The organism is Streptomyces sp. LBL, from assembly GCF_029893585.1.
Classification (GTDB): Bacteria; Actinomycetota; Actinomycetes; order Streptomycetales; family Streptomycetaceae; genus Streptomyces.
This window is the reverse complement of the sequence record NZ_JARXYX010000027.1, coordinates 1-22,822: the sequence shown is the minus strand read 5'-3', so window position 1 is coordinate 22,822 and position 22,822 is coordinate 1. Positions and strand designations below refer to the sequence as shown.

Below are 22,822 nucleotides of genomic sequence, written 5' to 3'. Positions count from 1 at the left end.
GCTCACGTAGCGTGCCCGACTCGCGGCTCACGTCGTCCGCTGGGTCCCCGCCGCTGTGACGTCCCTTACCCACGGCGTCTTCGCGTCGACGCGGCCGCTCTTCTGGACGTCCCAGGTGCCGTAGCGCGGGTTGAGGTCGACGTCGAGCTTCTTGGATGCCTTGGTCAGGGCGCTCCAGAAAGCGGGGGCGCGGGTGTCGGTGCCGAGCTTGGCGGCGAGTTTCTGGGCCTCCAGCTGGAGGCGCAGGTTCTCGTCGAGACGCTCGGGGGCGATGCCGTACTCCTGCAGCCAGGCCGTCCTCAGCGCCTCGGACCCGCCGGTCTGCTGCTCCAGGCCGGCCCGCATCTGCTGGATCTCCTTGCGACTGACGGTCACGCCCGCGTCCTGGGCGGCGCTGTGCAGCACCTGGTCGAGAACCATGTTGTGCAGGGTGTCCCGGGTGAGGGTGCCCGTCTTGGCGAGGACCTGCTGGTACTGCGCCTCGTCCGGCACCGCCGCCCGCTGTGCGTCGCGCACCTCACTCACCCGGTTCTCCAACTGAGCGACGCTGATCCGCTGGCCGCCGACGACGGCCGCCGCGCCTGGATGGGCGTCGTTTCCGCAGGCGGTGAGGAGGGGAGCCGCGGCGATCGCGGCGGAGAGGAGAAGCGCGGTGCGACGACGACGGCGGTGCAAGGAAACCTCCCGAGGAGATTGTGCGACGGTGCACAAAGTCTTGCGATGATCGATGGTAGGCAGTGGGCAGGCTCTGGCCAACCCATTCGACCAACGATTCCCCAGGACTTCGGGCACCGCCGCGCCCGCCGCACGCCATCCTCGCGCCCGCCGTGCCCTCTCACCGCGCGTTCACCATGCGAGGCGGTGTTCAGTCCCGCCCGGCCACCGCCCGCTCTGCTTTCCAACCTTGTCCTGCGTCGCTGTCAGCGCTGCCCGGCCCGGCGGGGCCATCGGCGTCAGCCGACGATGGCGACCGGCGCGTCCCACGCGTCGCGGTCCACGGTGATCGTGTAGCCGTTCCGCGTTTCCTTGCTGTTGACGAGGTACTGATGGCCACGGCTGTGGCCGGTGTACTGGGTGGCGCCCCACGGCCAGTCGGTGGTCGTGGTGTTCTGCTTGTCCCACAGCGCGTACCAGAGGTTGCCCGGCAGGTCCGTCTTGTCCTTCGCCGTGGCGATGGCCTTGGCGCTGGAGCTGGTGAAGCCGTAGAAGCCGCCGCGGTAGATCTTGGCGCGCAGTGTCTTGGTGAAGGAACGGACGTACGTCAACACGGCGTTGTTGCACGACGTGTTCGTGGTGTCGTACGGCTCCATGTCGAGGTAGATCGGGCTGCCCGCCTTCATGCCGAGGGCGGACGACTTGGCCACCGCGTCGGCCGCGTCGGTCGCGCCGAGGGAGGCGGCGTTGGTGGCGGTGAGCTTCTCAGGGTTGGAGCTGGTCTGGCAGGGCGGCTGGGCGCCGACGTAGATCGGTATGAGCTTCCAGCCGAGGGTGTTGACCGACTTCACCCAGGAGGCGGTGAGGTTCGGCTGGGCACAACCGCGGTTCTTGCCACCGACGTAGACGGCGGCGCCGCCGTAGAGACCGCCCTTCCATGCCTTCATGGCGTTCAGCGAGGGCGCGGTGCAGGTGTCGAACGCACGGCCGGTGTACGTCTTCTGGGCGGGCCACGCGGTGGCCGCCATGGAGCTCTGCGCGGCGATTCCGCCCCCCGCGACGACGGCCGCGCCGGCCACCGCCCACGTGACGTATCTGCGCTTCCTGGACTGCCGGTGCTCGGCCACGTCCCACCCCTTCATGCGTACGTTGTTGTCGCGTACGCGCCTGAGCGGCGTACGGCGTCGTGTGACGACGGCGTACGTCCGCTCGAACCAAGTTTCTCTGAGCCCCCGAAACAGCGCGGCGGTACGGCGATCACGTCGATGGCGACGATGACGACCACGTCCGCCCGGCGCACGAAACGGAGAGAACCGTAACTGACGGCGGATCACCGATCGGGAAACACTGCCTCGCGATCACCACAAGTTTCCCTCACGTCCCGGCAAAAACACTCACAGCCCGCTCACATCGGCGCCACACGGCCGAAAAAAGCGGCTCCTTGGCCGGGACATCCGTACGGACAGTGAGCCCGCCGATCTTGCCCTCCGCGAAAATCCCGTGAACAGACTCGCGAGGCGATCTTGTGCCACCCTTGACCGCTGCTTACCGAACCTGAGCGCTGTGCGGCTGTCTGCGCCTTTGCGACGTGGAATATTCTTTGCCGGTGCGTCAGGACGCGATCACTGGCCCTGGGTTGATGCTTGCGCTGATGTCGGTCCCGTTCAGCCTCCGCACTGCCGAAGCATCATCTGCTTGTCCGCCGCAGTCACAGGCAGCTCGTACTTGAGAGAGACCTGAGCGAACCGCACCGAGTACGAGCAACGGATCTGCTTGTTCGGCGGCAGCCAGGACGCCGGGCCGGAATCGCTCTTGGAGCCGTTGGTGGGCCCGTCGACCGGGAGAAGGTTGAGGGGGTCGTTGGCTATCTGCTCACGCTTGTCCTTGGACCACCGCGAGGCACCCATCTGCCAGTCGTAGGACAACGGCATCACATGGTCGATCTGGACTTTGGTCGCTTGCGCCTTGCGCCATTCGACGGTCTTCCCGGTATACGGGTCGTGCAAGGTCATGGAGACGACCACACAGTCGGACCCGGACCGGAAGCGCAGGCCCTGACCATCGCGCTTTATAAGATCATTCCGAGTGTCACAGCCATTGCGGGCCAACGGAACGCCGTCGACCGAGTCCATCCAGGCGTAACCGAACTTGTCCCGTTCGTAGCCGGTCTTCGGGCCGCGGCCCTTTGTCCGCAGGCTCTCGATGAGCTTGCGGGCCACGGCCTCGTCCCTCTCGCTCGTGACGGGCGCGAGGCCCGGTTTCGTACCGTCCGGATTCTTCAGCGGGCTGACGGACCGCCCGTCCGACGCCGGTGCCGGCGCACCGGCGTCCGGTGCGGTGCCGCTCGTGTCGAGGCCTTCACAGCCTGCGACCAGAGTCATCGCGGCACACGCCGCCACCGCGGTCATGACGGCGGAACCCGACCCGCCCCTCAGACGCATCACGATGCGCTTCTCCCCTTGCCTACCCGGTCCCGCCTCCACACGGGCGGTTCTCACTGGCCTCACGGTAGCGGCCAAGAGGTCCAGACCATATACGGCCTAAATGCGCATCCCTCTCCTGTCGGGCGTATCGTCGATTTCGAGTCACTTCCGGAAGGAGCTCTTGATGGGCATCTTCGACAGATTCAAGAACCAGATGAAGGGCAGCAAGGCCAAGGACACGTCCGACGCCGCGGAACGGAAAGCCAACGAGAAGACCGGCAACAAGCACGAGGGCCAGGTCGACGACGCACAGCAGCGCATCGAAGGCTCCCTCGGCATGGATCGCGACAGGCACGAACAGCCGTAGGACCGAAGACTCACGGAGTCTCCGACGGCAGCAGTCCCGCACGGCCTTGGACCAGGCCACCGGCGGCGGCGCACGACGGGTACGCCCGGTGGCCTGATCCCTGCGCCAGGCAGACCTATGGACCTATGACCCGAGGATCGACGCCAGGAACTCCCCGACCCACCCGAGCAACTCCCGCCCGACCAACGGCTTCCCGCCCACCTTCGCCGTCTTCGGCCGCGGGACCAGCAGCTGGTGTGCGGCCGGCTTGATGACGGTCCCCGGGTACAGGCGCTTGACCCGCAGCTCCTGCGACTCCCGCAACTCCACCGGAGCGAAGCGGATGTTGTTGCCCTGGAGGACGACCTCGCCGACGCCGCACGCGCGGGCGAGCATCCGCAGACCGGCCACCAGCAGCAGGTTCTCCACCGGCTCGGGCAACTTGCCGTAGCGGTCGACGAGTTCCTCGCGTACGGACTTGACGTCGTCCTCGGAGTTGACCGAGGCGATGGCCCGGTAGGCCTGGAGGCGGAGGCGCTCGCCGGGCGCGTAGTCGTGCGGGACGTGCGCGTCGACCGGGAGCTCGATCTTGACGTCGAGCGGCTGCTCCTCCTGCACGCCGCCCTCCAGGGAGGCGCGGTAGTCCGCGACCGCCTCGCCGACCATGCGGACGTACAGGTCGAAGCCGACGCCCGCGATGTGGCCGGACTGTTCGCCGCCCAGGAGGTTTCCGGCGCCCCGGATCTCCAGGTCCTTCATCGCCACGTACATGCCCGCGCCCATCTCCGTGTGCTGGGCGATCGTCGCCAGGCGCTCGTGGGCGGTTTCCGTCAGGGGCTTCTCCGGCGGGTACAGGAAGTACGCGTAGCCCCGCTCGCGGCCCCGGCCGACGCGGCCGCGCAGCTGATGCAGCTGCGAGAGGCCGAAGTTGTCGCCGCGCTCCACGATCAGGGTGTTCGCGTTGGCGATGTCGATGCCGGACTCGACGATCGTGGTCGAGACGAGGACGTCGAACTTCTTCTCCCAGAAGTCGACCACCACCTGTTCCAGGGACGATTCCGACATCTGGCCGTGGGCCGTCGCGATGCGGGCCTCGGGGATGATCTCGCGCAGCCGGGCCGCCGCGCGGTCGATCGACTCCACCCGGTTGTGGATGTAGAAGACCTGCCCCTCGCGCAGGAGTTCACGGCGGACGGCCGCGCCGATCTGCCTCTCCTCGTACGGGCCGACGAAGGTCAGCACCGGGTGGCGCTCCTCGGGGGGCGTGGTGATCGTCGACATCTCCCGGATGCCCGTGACCGCCATCTCCAGGGTGCGCGGGATCGGGGTCGCGGACATCGTCAGTACGTCCACGTTCGCGCGCAGCTTCTTCAGCTGCTCCTTGTGCTCGACGCCGAAGCGCTGCTCCTCGTCGACGATGACCAGGCCCAGCTCCTTGAACTTGGTCTCCGAGGAGAACAGACGGTGGGTGCCGATGACGAGGTCCACCGAGCCCTCCCTGAGGCCCTCCAGGACCGCCTTCGCCTCGGTGTCGCTCTGGAAGCGGGAAAGCGCCCGCACATTCACCGGGAACTGTGAGTAGCGCTCGGAGAACGTCCCGAAGTGCTGCTGCACCAGCAGCGTCGTCGGGACGAGGACGGCGACCTGCTTGCCGTCCTGGACGGCCTTGAAGGCGGCGCGGACCGCGATCTCGGTCTTTCCGTAGCCGACGTCGCCGCAGACCAGGCGGTCCATCGGGACCGTTTTCTCCATGTCCTCCTTGACCTCGGCGATCGTGGTCAGCTGGTCGGGCGTCTCCACGTACGGGAAGGCGTCCTCCAACTCTCGCTGCCAGGGCGTGTCGGCGCCGAAGGCGTGCCCGGGGGCCGCCATCCGGGCGCTGTACAGCCTGATCAGGTCGGCCGCGATCTCCTTGACGGCCTTCTTCGCGCGGGCCTTCGTCTTCGTCCAGTCGGCGCCGCCCAGGCGGTGCAGGGTGGGTGCCTCGCCGCCGACGTACTTGGTGATCTGCTCCAGCTGGTCGGTGGGGATGTAGAGACGGTCGCCGGGCTGGCCGCGCTTGGCGGGGGCGTACTCGACGACCAGGTACTCGCGGGTGGCGGCCTGCACCGTGCGCTGCACCATCTCGATGTAGCGGCCCACGCCGTGCTGCTCGTGGACGATGTAGTCGCCCGCCTCCAGGGTCAGCGGGTCGATCGTCTTGCGGCGGCGCGCGGGCATCCGGACGCCGTCCTTGCCGGCCGCCTTCTGGCCGGTCAGGTCGGTCTCCGTCAGGACGGCGAGCCGCAGCGTCGGGTCCACGAAGCCGTACTCGATCGAGCCGCACGCCACGTGCACGACGGAGGGCGCGATCTGACCGAGCTCCGCGTCCAGACGGGCCGCGATGCCCTCGCCGCCGAGCACCTCGACCGTGCGGGCCGCCGGGCCGTGGGCCTCGGTCACGAACACCGTGCGCCAGCCGTCGGCGAGCCAGCCCTTGGTGTCCGCGAGGGCCTTGGCGGTGTCTGCGCGGTAGGTCTCCGGGGCGTGCATGCCGAGCTTCAGGATGTCCGCGTCCCCCTCCGTGTCCGCGGCAGATCCGAACGTCTCGTCCGCAGCGAACGGCGACACCGACCACCACATCATGTCCAGCTCGCGCGCCCGGTCCCGGACGTCCGCGATGGACCACAGGGAGGCCGCGCCGACGTCGATCGGTGCCTCGCCGCCGCCGGCGGTGGCCGCCCAGGACGCTTGCAGGAACTCCTGGCTGGTCGCCACGAGGTCCATCGCACGCGTACGGACCCGCTCCGGATCGCATACGACCGCCATGGAGCCCTTGGGCAGGACGTCCAGCAGCAGCTCCATGTCGTCCACGAGGACGGGCGCCAGGGACTCCATGCCTTCCACGGCGATCCCCTCCGCGATCCTGCCGAGCAGCTCGCCGAGTTCCGGGTGCTGCTCGGCGAGGGCACGCGCACGCGCGCGGACGTCTTCCGTCAGCAGGAGTTCACGGCAGGGCGGGGCCCACAGGCCGTGTTCGGCGACCTCCAGGGAGCGCTGGTCGGCGACCTTGAAGTAGCGGATCTCCTCCACGTCGTCGCCCCAGAACTCGATGCGCAGGGGGTGTTCCTCGGTGGGCGGGAAGACGTCGAGAATGCCACCGCGTACGGCGAACTCGCCGCGCTTCTCCACGAGCTCCACCCGCGCGTACGCGGCGGCGGCGAGGGCTTCGACGACCTGGTTGAGGTCTGCGGTCCGACCGGTCCTCAGGGCCACCGGTTCCAGCTCGCCGAGGCCCTTGACCTGCGGCTGCAGTACGGAGCGTACGGGGGCCACGACGACGGAGACCGGGCCGGTCTCGGGGTCGTCGGGGCGGGGGTGAGCCAGACGGCGCAGGACGGCGAGGCGACGGCCGACGGTGTCGCTGCGGGGGCTGAGGCGCTCGTGCGGGAGGGTCTCCCAGGACGGGTACTCGACGACGCCTTCCGGGGGGAGCAGCGAGCGCAGGGCCGCGGCCAGGTCCTCCGCCTCGCGGCCGGTCGCCGTCACCGCGAGGACCGGGCGGCCGGACTCGCGGGCCAGGGCGGCGACCGCGAAGGGGCGGGCCGCTGGGGGGCCGACCAGGTCGATGTGCATACGGTTGCCGTCTGCGGCCGCCGTGATCGCTTCCGCGAGGGCGGTGTCCTTGACGACGGCGTCGAGCAGACCGTGCAGGCTCATTCTGGGGCGGCTTTCGTCCGGGGGTGGGCAACGCGAATCGCCCGACGCGGGTTAGGGGCCGGGGGGTCTCCAGCGTACGACGACGCTGTCGCGGACGTCGGGGCTGTGGATAACCTCCACTGTCGACTTCCACGTTCGACTTCCCCTGTCGGCTTCCACTGTCGACTTCCGCCTCCGCTGTCGGGTGCGCGGGGCGGGTGTGGCCGTCGGGGTGCCTCGCCCCCGCCGCCCCTACCCGTCCCATCCCCAGGGGCTTCGCCCCTTCGACCCCGCCGGGGCTCCGCCCCCAGGCCCCGGCGGGGCCTGGGTCCCCAGCACCCCTGGAGTTCTGCCCCTGCAACCTTTGCGGGGCTGGCCCTGCGTTCCCCGCTCCTCCTGGTCGCCCTGCCGACGCTCGGCTGACGGTTCTCGTCGTCCGACTCGCACTCCACGGCGATCCGACGGGCCCGGTGCCGGGAGGCTGTTGCCTCCGGCACCGGGCCCGACGTCCCCCGTTCCCCCGTTCCCCCGTTCCCCCGTTCCCCCGTTCCCCCGTTCAGGGTGGCTGAGCGGGCTTCCCGTCCTGGCCGTTACTCGGTCGCTATCGCGTTGAGTACGTTCATCCGACCCGCCCGGAACGCCGGGACCAGCGCGGCGAACAGGCCCACGAACGCGGAGCCGATGAAGACGCCGATGATGGTCGGCCAGGGGATCTCGAGGACGTTCAGGCCCTCCAGTGCGAGCAGCCTCTGGGCCGTCGCACCCCAGCCCATGCCCAGGCCGAGGCCCAGCAGGGCGCCGAAGAGGGCGATCACCACCGACTCCATGCGGATCATGCGGCGCAGTTGGCGGCGGGAGAGGCCGATGGCCCGCATCAGGCCGATCTCCCTCGTCCGCTCGACCACCGACAGCGCCAAGGTGTTGACCACTCCCAGGACCGCCACGATGATCGCCAGGGCGAGCAGGCCGTAGACCATGTTCAGGAGCTGGCCTATCTGATCCTTGAGTTCCTGCTTGTAGTCGGTCTGGTCGCGGACCTGGTACTGCGGGTAGTCGTGCATCGACTTCTTCAGCGCCGTGTACGCCTGCTCCGCCTGACCGTCCTTGGCCTTGGCGAACATGATCGTGTCGGGCGGGATCTGGGCGGCCGGAACGTACTTCGTCATCGTCTCGATGCTGATGTAGCGCGCGCCCTGGTCGATGGCGGCGTCGTCGCTCGTGATGGCCGCGACCTTGAGCTTCGCCGTCTCGCCGCCCTTGAAGGCGACGGAGATGGTGTCGCCGACGTGGACGCCGTGCTTGTCGGCGTAGTCGGAGCCGACCGACATGGCGTTCTTGCCGTAGGCGGCGGAGAGGGTGCCGGCCGTGGTCGGGCGGCGCAGGTCCTGGGCGTACGTCGGGTCGGCGGCCGTCACTCCGGAGTCGTCGGTCTTGCCGTCGGGCGAGGTCAGGGTGGCGGCGAGTTCCTTGTAGCGGGTGACATGGGCCAGGCCCGGGGTCTCCTGCATGGCCTTCTCGGCCTGCGGGACGATCCGCTGGTTGCCCTCGACGATGAAGTCCGCGCCGACCGACTTGTCCAGCTCGCTGGTGGCGGAGGCGACCATCGACGAACCGACCACCGACAGACAGGCCACCAGGGCCAGACCGATCATCAGGGCCGCGCCGGTGGCGCCGGTGCGGCGCGGGTTGCGCAGGGCGTTGCGCTCGGCCATGCGGCCCACCGAGCCGAAGGGCCGCAGCAGCACCGCGCTGATCACCCGGACGATCCCGCCGGTCAGCATCGGGCCGATGACGACGAACCCGATCAGGGACAGCACCACACCGCCGCCCAGCGGCAGCGCGCCGTCACTCGCCTTGTCGGCGTCGGCCGCCATGAACAGGGCGAATCCGCCGACGCCGGTCAGTAGCAGCCCGATCAGGCCGCGCACCAGGCCCGCCTTGCCGTCGGCCGGTGTGCCGGCGTCGCGCAGCGCGGCCATCGGGGAGACCTTGCCTGCGCGGCGGGCCGGCAGGTACGCGGCGAGGACGGTGACCACGATGCCCAGGACCACACCGGCGATCGGAGTGGTCGCCTTCACGGTCAGGTCGGCGGTGGAGAGGTTCATGCCGGCCGCCGACATGAGCTCCATCAGGCCGATCGCGATGCCCACGCCGGCGCCCACACCCAGGATCGAGCCGACGACGCCGAGCAGCAGCGCCTCGACCAGCACCGAGCGGTTGACCTGCTTGCGGGAGGAGCCGATGGCCCTCATCAGACCGATCTCCCGAGTGCGCTGGGCCACCAGCATGGAGAACGTGTTGATGATCAGGAAGATACCGACCAGGAACGCGATCCCGGCGAAGCCGAGCATGGCGTACTTGATGACGTTCATGAGCTCACCGACGCCCTTGCGGGCCTCGTCGGCGTTCTCCTTGGCCGTCTGGAGCTTGTACGTGCCGTCCAGGGACCGGGAGACGTTCTGCTTGAGGCGGATGTCGCTGACACCGGAGGCGGCGTTGACGTAGATCTGGGTGAACCGGCCGGTCGCGCCGAGGAGTTCACGCTGGGCGGTGGCGGTGTCGAAGAAGACGACCGCCGCGCCGGGGTTGGTCACCTTGAAGGTGACGATGCCGATGATCCGCGCCTTGAAGTCACCGGCGACGGAGATCGTGCGCAGCTCGTCACCCAGCTTGAGGTGGTGCTTGTCGGCGGTGTCGGCGTCGACAAGCAGCTCGGTCGGCCCACGCGGGGCGTGTCCGGAGGTGATATCCATCGAACGGGCGTCGTTCTTCGTCCAGTTGCCCGCGATCGTGGGGGCGCCGCTGCTGGAGCCCATGTTCTCGTTGTCGCGGTCGACGACCGTGACCGCGGACGAAGCGACCGCGCCCTCGGCGGACTTGACACCCTCGGCCTTCCGCACCTGCGCCAGCGTGGACGCCGGCAGCGACTCGGGCCTGCCGTTCTGCGGGGTGTCGTCGCTCTTGGCCCCCTTCGGGAAGACCGAGACGTCGGACGCGGTCGTGGCGAAGAGTTTGTCGAACGTCGTGTTCATCGTGTCGGTGAAGACGAGCGTGCCGCAGACGAAGGCCACCGACAGCAGGACCGCGACGGCCGACAGTGCCATGCGTCCCTTGTGCGCGAAGAAGTTGCGCATCGAAGTCTTCAGGACGGTCATGACGTACGCCCCCGGGCGTCGAAGTCCTTCATACGGTCCAGGACGGCGTCCGCCGTCGGCTTGTACATCTCGTCGACGATCCGGCCGTCGGCGAGGTACAGCACCCGGTCCGCGTACGACGCGGCCACCGGGTCGTGGGTGACCATCACGATGGTCTGGCCGAGCTCGTCGACCGAGCGGCGCAGGAAGCCCAGGACCTCGGCGCCGGCGCGCGAGTCGAGGTTTCCGGTCGGCTCGTCACCGAAGATGATCTCGGGCCGGGCGGCCAGCGCCCGGGCCACGGCGACGCGCTGCTGCTGGCCGCCGGAGAGCTGGGTGGGCCGGTGCTTGAGGCGGTCGGAGAGGCCGACGGTGTCGACGACCCGCCCGAGCCACGCCTTGTCGGGCTTACGGCCCGCGATGTCCATGGGCAGGGTGATGTTCTCTATCGCGTTCAGCGTCGGCAGCAGGTTGAACGCCTGGAAGATGAACCCGATCCGGTCCCGGCGCAACTGCGTGAGCTTCTTGTCCTTCAAGCCGGTGATCTCGGTGTCGTCCAGGTAGATCTGCCCGGACGTCAGCGTGTCGAGACCGGCGAGACAGTGCATCAGCGTGGACTTGCCTGACCCCGAGGGGCCCATGATCGCGGTGAACTGGCCACGGGCGATGTCCACGTCGACGTGGTCGAGGGCGACGACGCGGGTCTCGCCGGACCCGTACGCCTTCACGACCTGCCGCGCCCGCGCGGCAACGGCCGTACGCCCTCCAGTGCCCCCGTGCCTGGGAATGGTCACAGCCGATGTCACGGTATGTCTCCTATGTCGGTCAGCGGGTGGAGCAGGGAAGAAGAAGAAGCAAGAAAGAAGCGGAACCAAGCGGAACCAAGCAGAACCAACGGGATGAAGCGTGCGAAGAAGTGGTGACGTCGAAGAGTCTGGCGCCCGGAGGGGGTCCGGCGCGCTGGTGCTCAGCGCAGTCTTTTCCTGAGGAAAACCCCACCCCCGTCGGTGCGGTGAACCTCCCCCCACCGCTCCCCAGCGGCGTAGAACCAGGTTAGGGACGACACCGGTCCCCTCTCGTCCTCCGGCGGTACGAACCCTCCCCGAGCCGTAGTACGGAGGTACCCCTAGGGGTCCTCCACCGCCGGGTGGAGCGGTTATCGGGGTCCGCTCCACCCTTCGGCCCCGTCAGGCTCCACCCTCGCGCGACGTGAGGGTCAAGCACTCCCGCGATCCACGGGCGGGATGGGAAGCTGTGCCGCGGCAGATAGATGCACGGGGAAAGGAATCGCGTGGGCGACACGACACCAGCGATACGGCAGGCCGCGCAAGGCACCGCACCCGACCGGCGCGGTGCCGTCGTCGCGGCCCTGATGCTCGCGATGGCGCTGGCCGCCCTTGACTCCACCATCGTCTCCACGGCCGTCCCGCAGATCGTCGGCGACCTCGGCGGCTTCTCCGTCTTCTCCTGGCTGTTCTCCGGCTACCTGCTCGCGGTGACGGTCACCCTGCCCGTCTACGGCAAGCTCTCCGACACCTTCGGCCGAAAGCCGGTGCTGGTCGCCGGTGCGGCCCTCTTCCTGCTCGGCTCCCTGCTGTGCGCGCTGGCCTGGAACATGGGCGCGCTGATCGCGTTCCGGATCGTGCAGGGCCTGGGCGGCGGCGCTCTCCAGGGCACCGTGCAGACCCTCGCCGCCGACCTGTACCCCCTGAAGGACCGCCCGAAGATCCAGTCCAAGCTGTCCACGGTGTGGGCGGTGTCGGCGGTCGCGGGACCCGGTGTGGGCGGGATCCTCGCGACGTACGCGGACTGGCGCTGGATCTTCCTGGTCAACCTGCCGGTCGGGGCGCTCGCGCTGTGGCTGGTCGTGCGGTACCTGCACGAGCCGGAACGGGAGGCGCGGACCCGCGCGCGGGTCGACTGGGCGGGCGCGCTGGCCGTGTTCGCGTGCGGCGGTGTGCTGCTCACGGCCCTGGTGCAGGGCGGGGTGGCGTGGCCGTGGCTGTCGGGGCCCTCGCTCGCCCTGTTCGCCGCGGGACTCGCACTGGCCGGGCTGGTCGTCGTCATCGAACGCCGGGCCGCCGAGCCGATCATCCCCGGGTGGGTGTGGCGCCGGCGCACGATCGCCGCGGTCAACCTCGCCCTCGGGGCGCTGGGCCTGCTGATGGTGGCGCCGAGCGTGTTCCTGCCGACGTACGCGCAGTCCGTGCTGGGCCTGGCGCCGGTGGCCGCCGGATTCGTCCTGTCCGTGTGGACGCTGAGCTGGCCGGTCTCGGCCGCCCTCAGCCAGCACGTGTACCGGCGCATCGGCTTCCGCAACACGGCCATGCTGGGCATCGGCACGGCGACGCTGATCCTGCTCGCGTTCCCCTTCCTGCCGTATCCCGGCGAGGCCTGGCAGCCGACCCTGCTGATGCTGCTGCTGGGCGCCGCGCTCGGCCTCTTCCAGCTTCCGCTGCTCGTCGGCGTCCAGTCGACGGTCGACTGGGCGGAACGCGGCACGACGACCGCGTCCGTGCTGTTCTGCCGGCAGACCGGGCAGACGGTCGGCGCGGCGGTCTTCGGCGCGGTCGCCAACGGTGTGCTGGCCTCACGGCTCGGCGGCGCGGGCGACCTGGACTCGGTGACACGCGCCCTGGACGCCGGCACGGCACCCGACGCGACCCGCCGGGCCATCGCGGACGCGGTGCACGCCGTCTATCTGGGCGCGTCCTGCGCGGCGGCAGTGGCGTTCCTTGTGCTGCTGTTCCTGGCGCCGCGCAGGTTCCCGGTACTCAAGGAGCCCTCTTAGACAGGCATCGCGTCGCGCATATCCTGACCCGATGCCGACCCTGGAACGCCTGCGGGCCGATCACACGGACGCGCTGCTCGCCTTCGAGCGGGCCAACCGCGCCTACTTCGCACGCTCGGTCCCGGACCGCCAAGACGCGTACTTCGCCGAGTTCACCGCCCGCCTCCAGGCACTCCTCGCCGAACAGGACACCGGCGTCTGCCACTTCCACCTCCTCCTGGACGACGAGGGCCGGCTGATCGGCCGGATCAACCTGGTGGACGTCGAGCGGGGCTCAGCCGAACTCGGTTACCGCATCGGCGAGCCCGCGGCCGGGCGGGGCATGGCGACGGCGGCGGTACGGGAGATGTGCCGGCTGGCCGGGACGACGTACGGCCTGGTCTCGCTCACCGCGAGGACCACCCTCGACAACCCGGCCTCCCGAACCGTCCTGGAACGCAACGGCTTCACCACGACCGGGACCCTCACTCTCGACGGCCGCCCGGGCGTCCGCTACCGGCGCGCACAACTCGGAGACTGACCCGGGCCCTCACCCCAGCACGCGCTCCACACCCCAGCACCTGCCCCTTACGCCGGCCCGCGCCACCCTCCAGCACACGCTCCTTACCCGAGCACGCGCCTCACTCCACCACGCCCCTCAACCCGCCACGCCTCTCGCTGCACACGCCTCTCACTCCACCACGCCCCTCACTGCACCACGCCTCTCGCGCCAGCACGCCCCTCACTGCACCACGCCCCTCACTGCACCACTCCCCGCACTGCACCACGCCTCTCGCGCCAGCACGCCCCTCACTCCAGCGCGGCCCTCCCCGTAAGCGCCGTCAGGCTGCTCCGTACCTGATCCATATGCGCCCGTACCTCGTCCCACCGCTCCCCGTGCTCCCGCAGCACCCGCTCCGTCTCCCGAACGATGCGCTCCTCCCGCACCCGTGCCTCCGCGGTCACTTCGGTCGCCCGCGCCTGCGCCTCCTCCTGCACCTGCCGCGCCCCCGCCTCCGCGTCGGCGAACGCCTCCTTCGTCTCCGACAACGCGGCCTCGGCCCGGGCCACCCGCTCCGCGTTGTGCGCGTCCAGCGCGGCTGCCCGCTCCTCTGCCTCCCGCTCCGCCCGGGCCGCGCGCTCGGTGTGTTCCTTGGCCTGGTCGGCGAGCATCCCGGTGGTGCTCTGGCGCGCCTCGCGCAACGCTGCGAGCGCCTCCCCACGCCCCTCCTTCACCTCACGCCGGGCGCCGATCCGGACCTCGTCGGCCTCGGCGCGCGCCGCGAGCAGTCGCTGCCCGGCGCGTTCCTCGACCTCGGCGCGTACGGCGTCGGCGTCGGCCTGCGCGGCCTCGCGCACGCCGTCCGCGCGCGCCCGGGTCTCCTCCACGAGGCGCTGCGCCTCCTGCCGCGCGCCTTCCCGCACGGCCCACGCCTCTTCCTCCCCGAGCGCGAACAGCCGCCGCGCCCCCTCCCCCAGGGACTCGTACGTCTGCGGAGCGAGCGCCGCCACGGTCTCCCGCAGCCGAGCCGCCTCCGCCTCCATCTCCTTGGCCAGCACGGTCAGCCGGGCGGCGCGTTCCCAGGCCGCGTCCCGGTCCCGGGAGAGGGCACGGGCGTACGCGTCAACCTGTTCGGGACGGTAACCGCGCCCTCGCACACCCACGAACCCATGTGGCGACACCGATGTGCTGCTCATCCTGGAACCCCTCTCCGCCGAACGGATGCGACGTGATTATTTCGCGCACATCTTGATGTATCGGGTGGAAGTGTCCATAACCCGACACTCCGTACGGGAGTTACGGCCGCGACGCGCCCGCAATCAGGTCGGACCGCACACAATCGGGTCGGACCGCACGCGAAAACGCCGGAGCGCACGCGAAAGGGCCGGACCCGATCACACGACCGGGTCCGGCCCTCTCGTACGCGCAGTGCGTCAGGGGCGGGACGTCACAGCAACCCGTCCCACATCTGCTCCAGCAGCACCGACCACCAGCTCTCCGGCGAACCGAGCGCCACCGGATCGAGGGAGGCCAACTGAACCTGGAAGTCCACGGTCCAGCGGGCCGCCTGCTCCTGGTTCAGCCCGTACCTGAGCCGCCACATCCGCCCCAGCAGCGCCAGGCACCGCTGGAACTCGGGCAGCCCCGTGTTCACGAACTGCGGTGGTACGGACGCCCCGCCCGGCCCCGCCTCCACGGGCACCGCCACGATGTTCGCCGTGCCGTACTGCACACAGACCGCCTTGCCGAAGTCGCTGCCCATGACGAGGTACGAGCCCGCGTCCGAGGCCGACTGCACTCCGCGCTCGGCCGCCAACTCCGCCAGCGTCGGCACGGGCCGCCCCGGCTGGGCCTGCGCCCAGAAGAACGGGCCCATGTCCACCGGCAGCCCCGCCACCACCAGCGAGTGCGCCACGACCGGCGGCACGCCCTGCCGGGACACCGCGGCCTGCTCGAAGCGGAACAGCCCCGGCCCGAACGCCCCCGCCAACTCCTGCGCCACACCCTCCGGCGGAATCGGCGGCGCGGGCTGCACCTGCGGAAGCGGCGCCCGTACCGGAGCGGGACGGGCGGGACCATCCGCTACCTGATGCAACTCACCCTGGTGCGCCAGCAGTTGCCGCATCCCCTGCTGCCGGCTCGCGTGATCCGTGCCGTACGGGGCGATGCTCGCGATCCTGGCCTGCGGCCACTGCTCCCGGATCATCCGCGCGCAGTAGGCACCCGGCAGCGCGCACGACTCCAACTCGGTGTGCAGCTCCAGGACCTGGTCCGGCGGCACGTTCATCGCCCGCAGCTCGTGGAAGATCTGCCACTCCGGGTGCGGTGTCCCCGGCGCCGAACGCCGGATCAGCTGCTGCTCGGAACCGTCCTGCGCGCGATAGCGCAACACGGCCTGGTACCCGGGGCCGACGGTCGGCTGCCCCGGCGGCGGATAGCCGTACGAGGGCTGCCCTGCCCCGGGCGGGGGAGGCGGCGGCATCGCCCCGGGGTGCGGCATCGCCCCGGGGTGCGGCATGGCACCGGGTGGCGGCATGGCGCCCGGGGGCGGCATCACAGCGCCGGGGGGCATGCCTCCGGGCGGGGGCATCGTGCCCGGGGGCACGGCGCCGGGTGGCTGTGGCGGCGGGGGCGTGCCGGGGGCGCCCGCGGGGGGCGCGGACAGCACGGTCTCTGCGTGGTGCACAGCCCCGCGCGCGCCCCCGGAAGGGCCCTGGGCGCCGGGTGCGCCAGGTGCACCCGGGGCGCCATGAGGCTGGGGTGCGCCGGGCATGCCCGGCGCACCGGGAGGCTGAGGTGCACCGGGGGCACCCGGCAACCCCGGACCGGAAGGCGGTTGAGGCGCGCCGGAGGTACCCGGGACCCCAGGCGGACCGGGCGGGCGGGGCGCCCCTGGTGCGCCTGGGGCGCCCGGGGCCTGCGGTGCGCCCGTGCCAGGCCCCATCCGCCCCGGGTCGGCAAGCATCGTGGCGGCATGGTGGACACCGCCCGGAGGCGTACCACCGGGCATCCCAGGTGCACCGGGCGGGTTCGGCGGGCCGGGCGGGCCCGGCGGGTTCGGCGCACCCGGAGCCTGGGGCACGCCCGGAGCGGAGGGCGACCCCGCTCCTGCGTCGGGCCCTTCAGGTCCCTCCGGTCCGAGCGCCGACACCAACTGCGTCGGCACGTACCCGCCTGCTACCGACCCCGACGGACCCGGCGTACCGGCCGGTCGCGCTCCCGGTGTACCCGGGGCACCCGGCGGAGGCGGCGGATTCGCACCCGCGCCCCGCCCTCGCCGCGACGGAGGCTCCGCCTTGCTCGTCGCTGCGTCGGCGATGTCCCCGGCGTTCGGCGCGAGCGACCGCCCCGGACCACCGGCCCGGGCTGCACCGGCGCCAGAAGGCTGCGGCGCCCCGCCCTCGGGCCCCTGCGGATACCCGTACGAAGGCGGCGGCGGTGGCGGAGGAGGCATCGCACCCGCCGCGGGAACCCCGGGAGGCGGCGCACCCGCACCCTGCGGATACCCGTACGACGACCCACCGGGCGCACCCGAACCCCCAGGCACCCCAGGCGCACCGCCCTGAATACCCGGCGTACGGGGTTCGTCCGCCGTCGGGGAGACCGCGGTCCGCGGGAGTTGACTGCCACCCGACATCAGGGCCGTCTTGGCGTCCGGCGGTGCCGTGGGCGGCCCGGCCTCGTCGTCGGACCCGCTCAGCGGCGGCGCGAACACCGTGGCCGGCAGCGGCACGGAACGGTCCTCACCGGCCTCCGCGTTCGTGTCCGTCCCGGCCCACGGCGTCGCCCCGAGCGGCACACCCGGCACACCGGACGCGCCCGGCACACCCGGCACACCCGGCACACCCGGCACACCCGGCACACCCGGCACACCCGGCACACCCGGCACACCGGAAGCATCGGAAGCGGCAGCCGCCGCACCCGCACCCGCACCCACACCCCCAGGCCCGGCCTGCGTCTCCGGCAGCGCCCCAGCCCCGCCGGCCACAGCGAACCCCGGCCCCGGAACGGGAGCAGGAGCCGCCCCCGAACCGGCCCCCGGACCCGAACCCGACGCAGAGCGAGACCCAGAACCAGAGCCAGAACCAGCCGCAGAACCAGGGGCAGAACCAGAGCCAGAACCAGCCGCGGAGCCAGACGCAGCCCCCGCCCCCACCCCCCGCCGATCCGGAATCCCCAACTTGTCCGCCGCCTCCTGCAACCACTCCGGCGGACTCAACAAGAACGACGTCTGATTCAGGTCCACCCGAACCGCAGGCGCGGGCACCGCATCGGCGACGGCGTCCGCACGGCCGTACTCCTCCTCGTACCGGCGGATCACCTCACCCACCGGCAGCACGGGCCACAACGTGGCCTCCCCGCTGTCCCGGGCGATCACCAGCCGCTGCCCACCCCCGTCCGAACGCGGCCCGTCCGCCCGGTCCTCCGCCCACACCACGAACCCGAGATCGAACTCCCGCACCCGCACCTCACGATGCTGGTACGACGGCACATCCCCGTTGATCCACTCTTCCGCGCGCTCCTGCGCCTGCGCGAACGTCACCATCGCCGACTCACTCCCCCACGGAAGACACAGGAACGGACCGCGCGAACCCGCCGTCCACCATCAGGTTCGCCACGGTCTCCAACTCCGGCGGATTGCCCGCCAACCGCGACAGGAAGGCATCGAAGTCCTCACCACACGGCAACAGCAACCGCTCCACCCGGTCCGCCGGCAACCACGACGGATCCACGTCCCGCACGTCGTCGTACGCGCAGAACCACACCGAACCGACCCGCTCGCCCTTCACCTTCACGGCCAGCAGTCCGCCCTGCACGAACCCGACCCCCAGATAGTCCTTGGTCAGATGGTCACGCAGACACTTGTTGACGTACACCAGATCGTTGACCGCCGCCTCGTCCCGCACCGTGAAGAACGGCTGGTCCACCAACAGCCCCAACTCCGCGTCCAACGCCGCGCCCACCGGCGCGCACCCACCCGCCGCCTTCAGGAACGACCGGTACGCACCCGGCAACCGGTACCCGAGGTCCTCCTCGACCCCCTGCACCTGCGCCTCCGTCACCGCCACCCCCGACTTCGGCAACCCCACATGCACCGGCCGCGTCTCCTGCAACGGCCGCGTGCCCCGCTTGTCCTGGTCCACCGTCGACGTCACGATCCCACCGTGATGCCGCAACAGCGCCTTCACCTCGACCGGAACCAGCTCCAGCCGCCGGCCACCGACCACGTGATGCCACGTCCAGCCATGCGGCGTCGCCACCGCCGGCACCGTGTCCCACAACTCGTGCCCCGTCGCCGACAACGCCGCGTTCGCCGACACGTAATCCGTCAGCCGCAGCTCATCGACCCCGAAACCCTCCGGCGGCTCGGCGATCTCCACCGCCGCCCGCGCATACGCCGAGAAGTCGGGGTAGCCATGCTCGTCCACCCGTACCCCTCTCGGGTGACGGGCCGCCCGAACCGGATCCGGGAAGTGCACGACCTGCCCGGAATAGGCCGCGTTCGGCGGCACGGCTTGTCCCCCGGCCTGGCGGCCGGGAGGCGCCCCCAACCCGAGCCGACCTGTCGTCATCGCGGTTGCCCCCTGCGGCACTCTGTACGACCCGTAATGACCAGCCCCGCGCCACTACGCACCGTATCGACTGTCTCGTCCGTCACGACGTCCGTCTCGACCACGTCTCGACGCCCGCCCCGACTTCTCTCCGCCTCTCTCCACGCGCTGACCGCGTGAACAGAGGTGCCGACAGCCTATGCGGTACGACAAGACCGGTCACCGGGCACCGGCCGGCCCCCTCCGCTTTCGTGACCCGCCGTCACCCCAACGTGACAGCCAGCCCGAACACGGGCGTGTCGCGGCGCCCCAGCTTCCGCACCAGCCCCGCCATTTGGCAGTCTGTGTCCGCCAGGGGGATGGACGGGAGGGTATGACGATCATGAACGCCACGCAGACGGGACCGCACCCAGGACCGCGACCGGGCACATCCGGCGACCCCCGCATCGGCTGGAGCAGCACCGACACCCCCCACACCCCCACCCTGCGCCACCGCCGCGACGGCATACTCCCCACCATCGCCGCCGCCCTCTCCGTCCGCGGCGCCACCCTCACCGGCACCGCCGCCCGCGGCGACCAGCCCCCCGCCCTGCACCCCCTCGTCCAGGACTTCCTCGACACCCTCCCCAGCGGACAACGCGACCGCTTCACCGGCCGCTGCGCCGAAGCCCTGCTGATATCGCGCCACATCGCGGCCATCGACGCCGCCCGCAGCAAACGCGCCGCCCGCAAGCCACTGACCAACGGCGAAGCCCGAAGATCCCTCAAGCAGGCCAAACTCACCGCCCGCCGCATCCGCGAGGACGGCGACCCCCTCCACGGCAGCTTCGCCACCCCCTGCCGAGCCTGCACAGCGCTCAGCGCCCACTTCGACGTCCGCATCGTCGACTCCACGACGACAGACGACTGAGCGACCCGCCCCTCCCCCACGTACCACCGAACGATCACTGCAACGGATCACTACACGGATCTCGACAACGGATCCCTACAACGGATCCCTACAACCGATTTCTACGAACGCTCTCTACGAACGACGGGCAGATGCACCCCGACCGCACCTCCACCACCCGCTTCGCCGTACCCACCGACGCCGCCCTGCGCGCCGCCGGCTGGCAACCCGGACGCTGGGACATACAACAGGCCGAGATCTGGGCCGACACCCTGCGCGACCACGCCTCACCCGCCGGACACCGGCACGCCGTCTTCCCCGCCGCCGTCGAAGCCTGGGCCGAATTCGGCGGCCTGCACATCACCCCCACCGGCCCCGGCCGCCAAGTCGCCCCGGCCGCCCTCCACCTCGACCCCCTGCACGGCCTCCACCTGGCCCGCACCCTCGGCGACCTCGGCCGCGCCCTCGACACCGAGGTCTGCCCCCTCGGCGCCGAGACCGACACCCAGGCCCTCCTCGCCATCGACGCCGCAGGCCGCGTCTACACCCTCGACCACACCGGCGACTGGTACCTCGGACCCGACTTCGACCACGCCCTCGCAGCCCTCGTCTCCGGCATCGAACCCACCCGCCTCACCGCCGAATAGAACCGGCCGCAGCCGGACCCGCCCTGCACATCAGCGCATCACAGCAGGACAGCCGGACAGCCGGACAGCCGGACAGCCGGACAGCAGGACAGGCTCCGGCCGGAACCCCAGTACCTACGAAGCCGGAATCACCGCCGACACCCGAAAACCCCCCACCTCCGTCGGCCCCGACACAAACACCCCGCCCAGCGCGACGACCCGCTCCCTCATCCCCACCAAGCCATTACCCCCCGACGGCAACCCCGCCGACGCCGCCGCGGACACCTCACCCGGCGACTCGTTCTCCACCTGCATCGCGAGCTCCGACACCCGGTGCGCCAACCGCACATGCGTCTTCGCCCCCGCCGCATGCTTATGGACGTTCGTCAACGCCTCCTGCACCACCCGGAACGCCGTCTGCTCGATCTCTCCCGCATACCCCCGCGACTCACCCTCCACCGACAGCTCCACCACCATCCCCGCCGCCGCCGACTGCCCCACCAGCACCTCCAGATCCGACAGAGACGGCCCGTCCCCCACAGCCTCGCCATCCGCCGCCCGCGACGCCGCCGCCGCAGCAGCCGCCCCCACCGCCGCCAACGGCACGCCTTCCCGCCGCGCCGGCCCACCACCACTGCGCAACACCCCGAGCATCTCCCGCAACTCGGTCAACGCCTGCCGCCCCATGTCCCCCACGAGCGCCGCGTTCTTCACCGCCTTCTCGGGATCCTTCCGCGCCACCGCCTGCAACGCCGCCGCATGCACCACCATCAGACTCACCCGGTGCGCGACGACGTCATGCATCTCCCGAGCGATCCGCGTCCGCTCCTCGCCCCGCGCCCACTCGGCCCGCTCCTCCGCCCGCTCCGCAAGCAACTGAAGCTCCCGCTCCAGACTGTCCGCCCGCTCCCGCAAACTCTCCATCAACCGCCGCCGCGCCCCCACATAGAGGCCCAGCAGCACCGGCGGCGCGGTCAGCCCCAACGAGGTCGTGATCGACGCGAACGGGACGAACCAGTCCCCCAACGTCAGTTCCCCCCGCGCCATGTCCTGCCCCACCCGCACGAACGTCACGACCAACGTCCCCACCAGCGACATCCCCGCCAGCGAACCGATGATCCGACGCGGCAGCTCCGACGCCGCCAACGTGTACAGGCCGACGATGCCCATCAGAAAGCCCATCTGGGCGGGCGTTATCGCGATCGACACCAACACCACGGCTATCGGCCACCGACGCCGCAACACCAGCACCGAGCCGGCCAACAACCCGAACACGATTCCGGCCCCCACCGGAACCCCCGCGTCCCGAGCGAACGGAACCCCCTCCACGGCACACTCCGCCGCGGACACCACCGCCAGACTCACGTCCAGCACCGCACTGCGCCGTCTCGCCCACCACCACGGCCCTCCTGCGGCCGTCACATGGTGTTCCCCCATCGTGGTCATGGCACCCAGACTACGGTCGCCGGGCGCCCCTTTTCCGGTGAGTTTCCGCGACTGGCCTACACCACACTCCGTGACCGAACGATTACGAAACCGCCCGATATCCCTCGAACTGCCGAATCGCTCACCGTTCGACTCCGGAAGATCACATTCCGCCTGGACGGTACGCCTATGACCCACCCGTACGGCATGTACACGGACTCCGAGGAGTTCGATCTCGCCCTGGGGACGGGATCCACCGAAGTCAATCGTCGCGTGGAGGCCGCCTGGTACGGCATAGTAGAAAGCACCACTCGGCGACCTGACTGAATGTCTGGTTTAGTCGAGTTTATTCCCCCGTGGTGTAATTGGCAGCACTGTGGCTTTTGGTGCCATCTGTCCGGGTTCAAGTCCTGGCGGGGGAGCCCGGTAAAGTTCGGGTCCTGACTAGTAGGACTCCGTTAGGTTGCTCTGGGTCTTGGGTTTGGGCTGGTGGTGGACGTTCTGGGCAGTGGGCGGTGGCAGGTGGTGCAGGTGCCGGTCCAGCAGTTCAGCAGGTCTTGGATGGCGTCGAGGGTCTGGTAGAGGGTGAGTCCGCTGTATCGGCTTTTGGGGCCAGGCGCTGTTCGGTGAGGAAGGCGTGGGCGGCGGTGACCAGGGTGACGTGGTGGTGCCAGCCGTTCCAGGAGCGTCCCTCGAAGTGGTCCAGGCCGAGGCCGTGCTTGAGTTCACGGTAGTCGTGCTCGATGCGCCAGCGGATCTTGGCCAGGCGGACAAGTTCAGCCGGCGGGGTGTCGGCGGGCAGGTTGGACAGCCAGTAGTCGGT

Annotated in this window: 16 protein-coding genes and 1 tRNA gene; 6 read left to right on the top strand and 11 right to left on the bottom strand. The window is 70.5% G+C overall.

The genetic code is table 11. From position 1 onward, the window contains the following. Nucleotides 1–27 precede the first annotated feature (27 nt). The 3 genes from M2271_RS28875 to M2271_RS28865 form a co-directional block, all read right to left on the bottom strand. Entirely contained in the window at nucleotides 28–675 is a 648-nt protein-coding gene (locus tag M2271_RS28875) for a SurA N-terminal domain-containing protein (protein ID WP_280890294.1), read from the bottom strand. Between the two features lie 278 nt (nucleotides 676–953). Next, on the bottom strand, nucleotides 954–1,781 hold the full coding sequence (locus tag M2271_RS28870; protein ID WP_280890396.1) for a glycoside hydrolase domain-containing protein: 828 nt from the start codon (nucleotides 1,779–1,781) through the stop codon (nucleotides 954–956). Nucleotides 1,782–2,318: 537 nt separating this feature from the next. Further along, nucleotides 2,319–3,095, bottom strand: a complete 777-nt coding sequence (locus tag M2271_RS28865) for an HNH endonuclease family protein (protein ID WP_280890395.1) — start codon at nucleotides 3,093–3,095, stop codon at nucleotides 2,319–2,321. A 166-nt stretch (nucleotides 3,096–3,261) separates the two neighbouring features. Here M2271_RS28865 and M2271_RS28860 point away from each other — a divergent pair, with 166 nt between their 5' ends. Beyond that, complete coding sequence (locus tag M2271_RS28860; protein WP_280890293.1) at nucleotides 3,262–3,444, top strand: Rv0909 family putative TA system antitoxin; 183 nt, start codon at nucleotides 3,262–3,264, stop codon at nucleotides 3,442–3,444. A 123-nt stretch (nucleotides 3,445–3,567) separates the two neighbouring features. Here the strand turns inward: M2271_RS28860 and mfd are convergent, their stop codons facing one another. From mfd to M2271_RS28845, 3 genes are all read right to left on the bottom strand, one after another. Continuing rightward, nucleotides 3,568–7,122, bottom strand: coding sequence for a transcription-repair coupling factor (mfd, locus tag M2271_RS28855; RefSeq protein ID WP_280890292.1), 3,555 nt, complete (start codon nucleotides 7,120–7,122; stop codon nucleotides 3,568–3,570). Between the two features lie 569 nt (nucleotides 7,123–7,691). Continuing rightward, nucleotides 7,692–10,256 (bottom strand): FtsX-like permease family protein, encoded by a 2,565-nt coding sequence (locus M2271_RS28850; protein ID WP_280890291.1) that lies wholly within the window; start codon nucleotides 10,254–10,256, stop codon nucleotides 7,692–7,694. Then, nucleotides 10,253–11,041 carry an ABC transporter ATP-binding protein gene (locus M2271_RS28845; protein ID WP_280890290.1) on the bottom strand — a complete coding sequence of 263 codons (789 nt, stop codon included), beginning with the start codon at nucleotides 11,039–11,041 and terminating at the stop codon, nucleotides 10,253–10,255. Before M2271_RS28845 ends, M2271_RS28850 begins: the two co-directional genes overlap by 4 nt. 485 nt (nucleotides 11,042–11,526) lie before the next feature. Between M2271_RS28845 and M2271_RS28840 the strand changes: the two genes are divergently transcribed. Beyond that, on the top strand, nucleotides 11,527–13,026 hold the full coding sequence (locus M2271_RS28840; protein WP_280890289.1) for an MFS transporter: 1,500 nt from the start codon (nucleotides 11,527–11,529) through the stop codon (nucleotides 13,024–13,026). A 31-nt stretch (nucleotides 13,027–13,057) separates the two neighbouring features. Beyond that, nucleotides 13,058–13,546, top strand: coding sequence for a GNAT family N-acetyltransferase (locus M2271_RS28835; protein WP_280890287.1), 489 nt, complete (start codon nucleotides 13,058–13,060; stop codon nucleotides 13,544–13,546). A 269-nt stretch (nucleotides 13,547–13,815) separates the two neighbouring features. Here M2271_RS28835 and M2271_RS28830 read toward each other — a convergent pair whose 3' ends face one another. The 3 genes from M2271_RS28830 to M2271_RS28820 form a co-directional block, all read right to left on the bottom strand. Next, nucleotides 13,816–14,703: a cellulose-binding protein gene (locus M2271_RS28830; protein WP_280890286.1), complete on the bottom strand. Its 888-nt coding sequence runs from the start codon at nucleotides 14,701–14,703 to the stop codon at nucleotides 13,816–13,818. 251 nt (nucleotides 14,704–14,954) lie between these two features. Beyond that, nucleotides 14,955–18,053, bottom strand: coding sequence for an SUKH-4 family immunity protein (locus M2271_RS28825; RefSeq protein WP_280890285.1), 3,099 nt, complete (start codon nucleotides 18,051–18,053; stop codon nucleotides 14,955–14,957). Nucleotides 18,054–18,060: 7 nt separating this feature from the next. After that, complete coding sequence (locus tag M2271_RS28820; protein ID WP_280890284.1) at nucleotides 18,061–19,080, bottom strand: SMI1/KNR4 family protein; 1,020 nt, start codon at nucleotides 19,078–19,080, stop codon at nucleotides 18,061–18,063. A 352-nt stretch (nucleotides 19,081–19,432) separates the two neighbouring features. On the opposite strand from M2271_RS28820, the gene M2271_RS28815 reads away from it, so the two are divergent. Then, complete coding sequence (locus M2271_RS28815) at nucleotides 19,433–19,969, top strand: YwqJ-related putative deaminase (RefSeq protein ID WP_280890283.1); 537 nt, start codon at nucleotides 19,433–19,435, stop codon at nucleotides 19,967–19,969. Between the two features lie 131 nt (nucleotides 19,970–20,100). Beyond that, complete coding sequence (locus M2271_RS28810; RefSeq protein ID WP_280890282.1) at nucleotides 20,101–20,595, top strand: SUKH-3 domain-containing protein; 495 nt, start codon at nucleotides 20,101–20,103, stop codon at nucleotides 20,593–20,595. 114 nt (nucleotides 20,596–20,709) lie between these two features. Here M2271_RS28810 and M2271_RS28805 read toward each other — a convergent pair whose 3' ends face one another. Continuing rightward, entirely contained in the window at nucleotides 20,710–22,020 is a 1,311-nt protein-coding gene (locus M2271_RS28805; protein WP_280890281.1) for a histidine kinase, read from the bottom strand. A 329-nt stretch (nucleotides 22,021–22,349) separates the two neighbouring features. Here M2271_RS28805 and M2271_RS28800 point away from each other — a divergent pair. After that, nucleotides 22,350–22,421, top strand: a tRNA-Gln gene (locus tag M2271_RS28800). 125 nt (nucleotides 22,422–22,546) lie between these two features. Here M2271_RS28800 and M2271_RS28795 read toward each other — a convergent pair. Further along, a partial coding sequence (locus M2271_RS28795) for a transposase (RefSeq protein ID WP_280890280.1) occupies nucleotides 22,547–22,822 on the bottom strand: 276 nt, incomplete at its 5' end.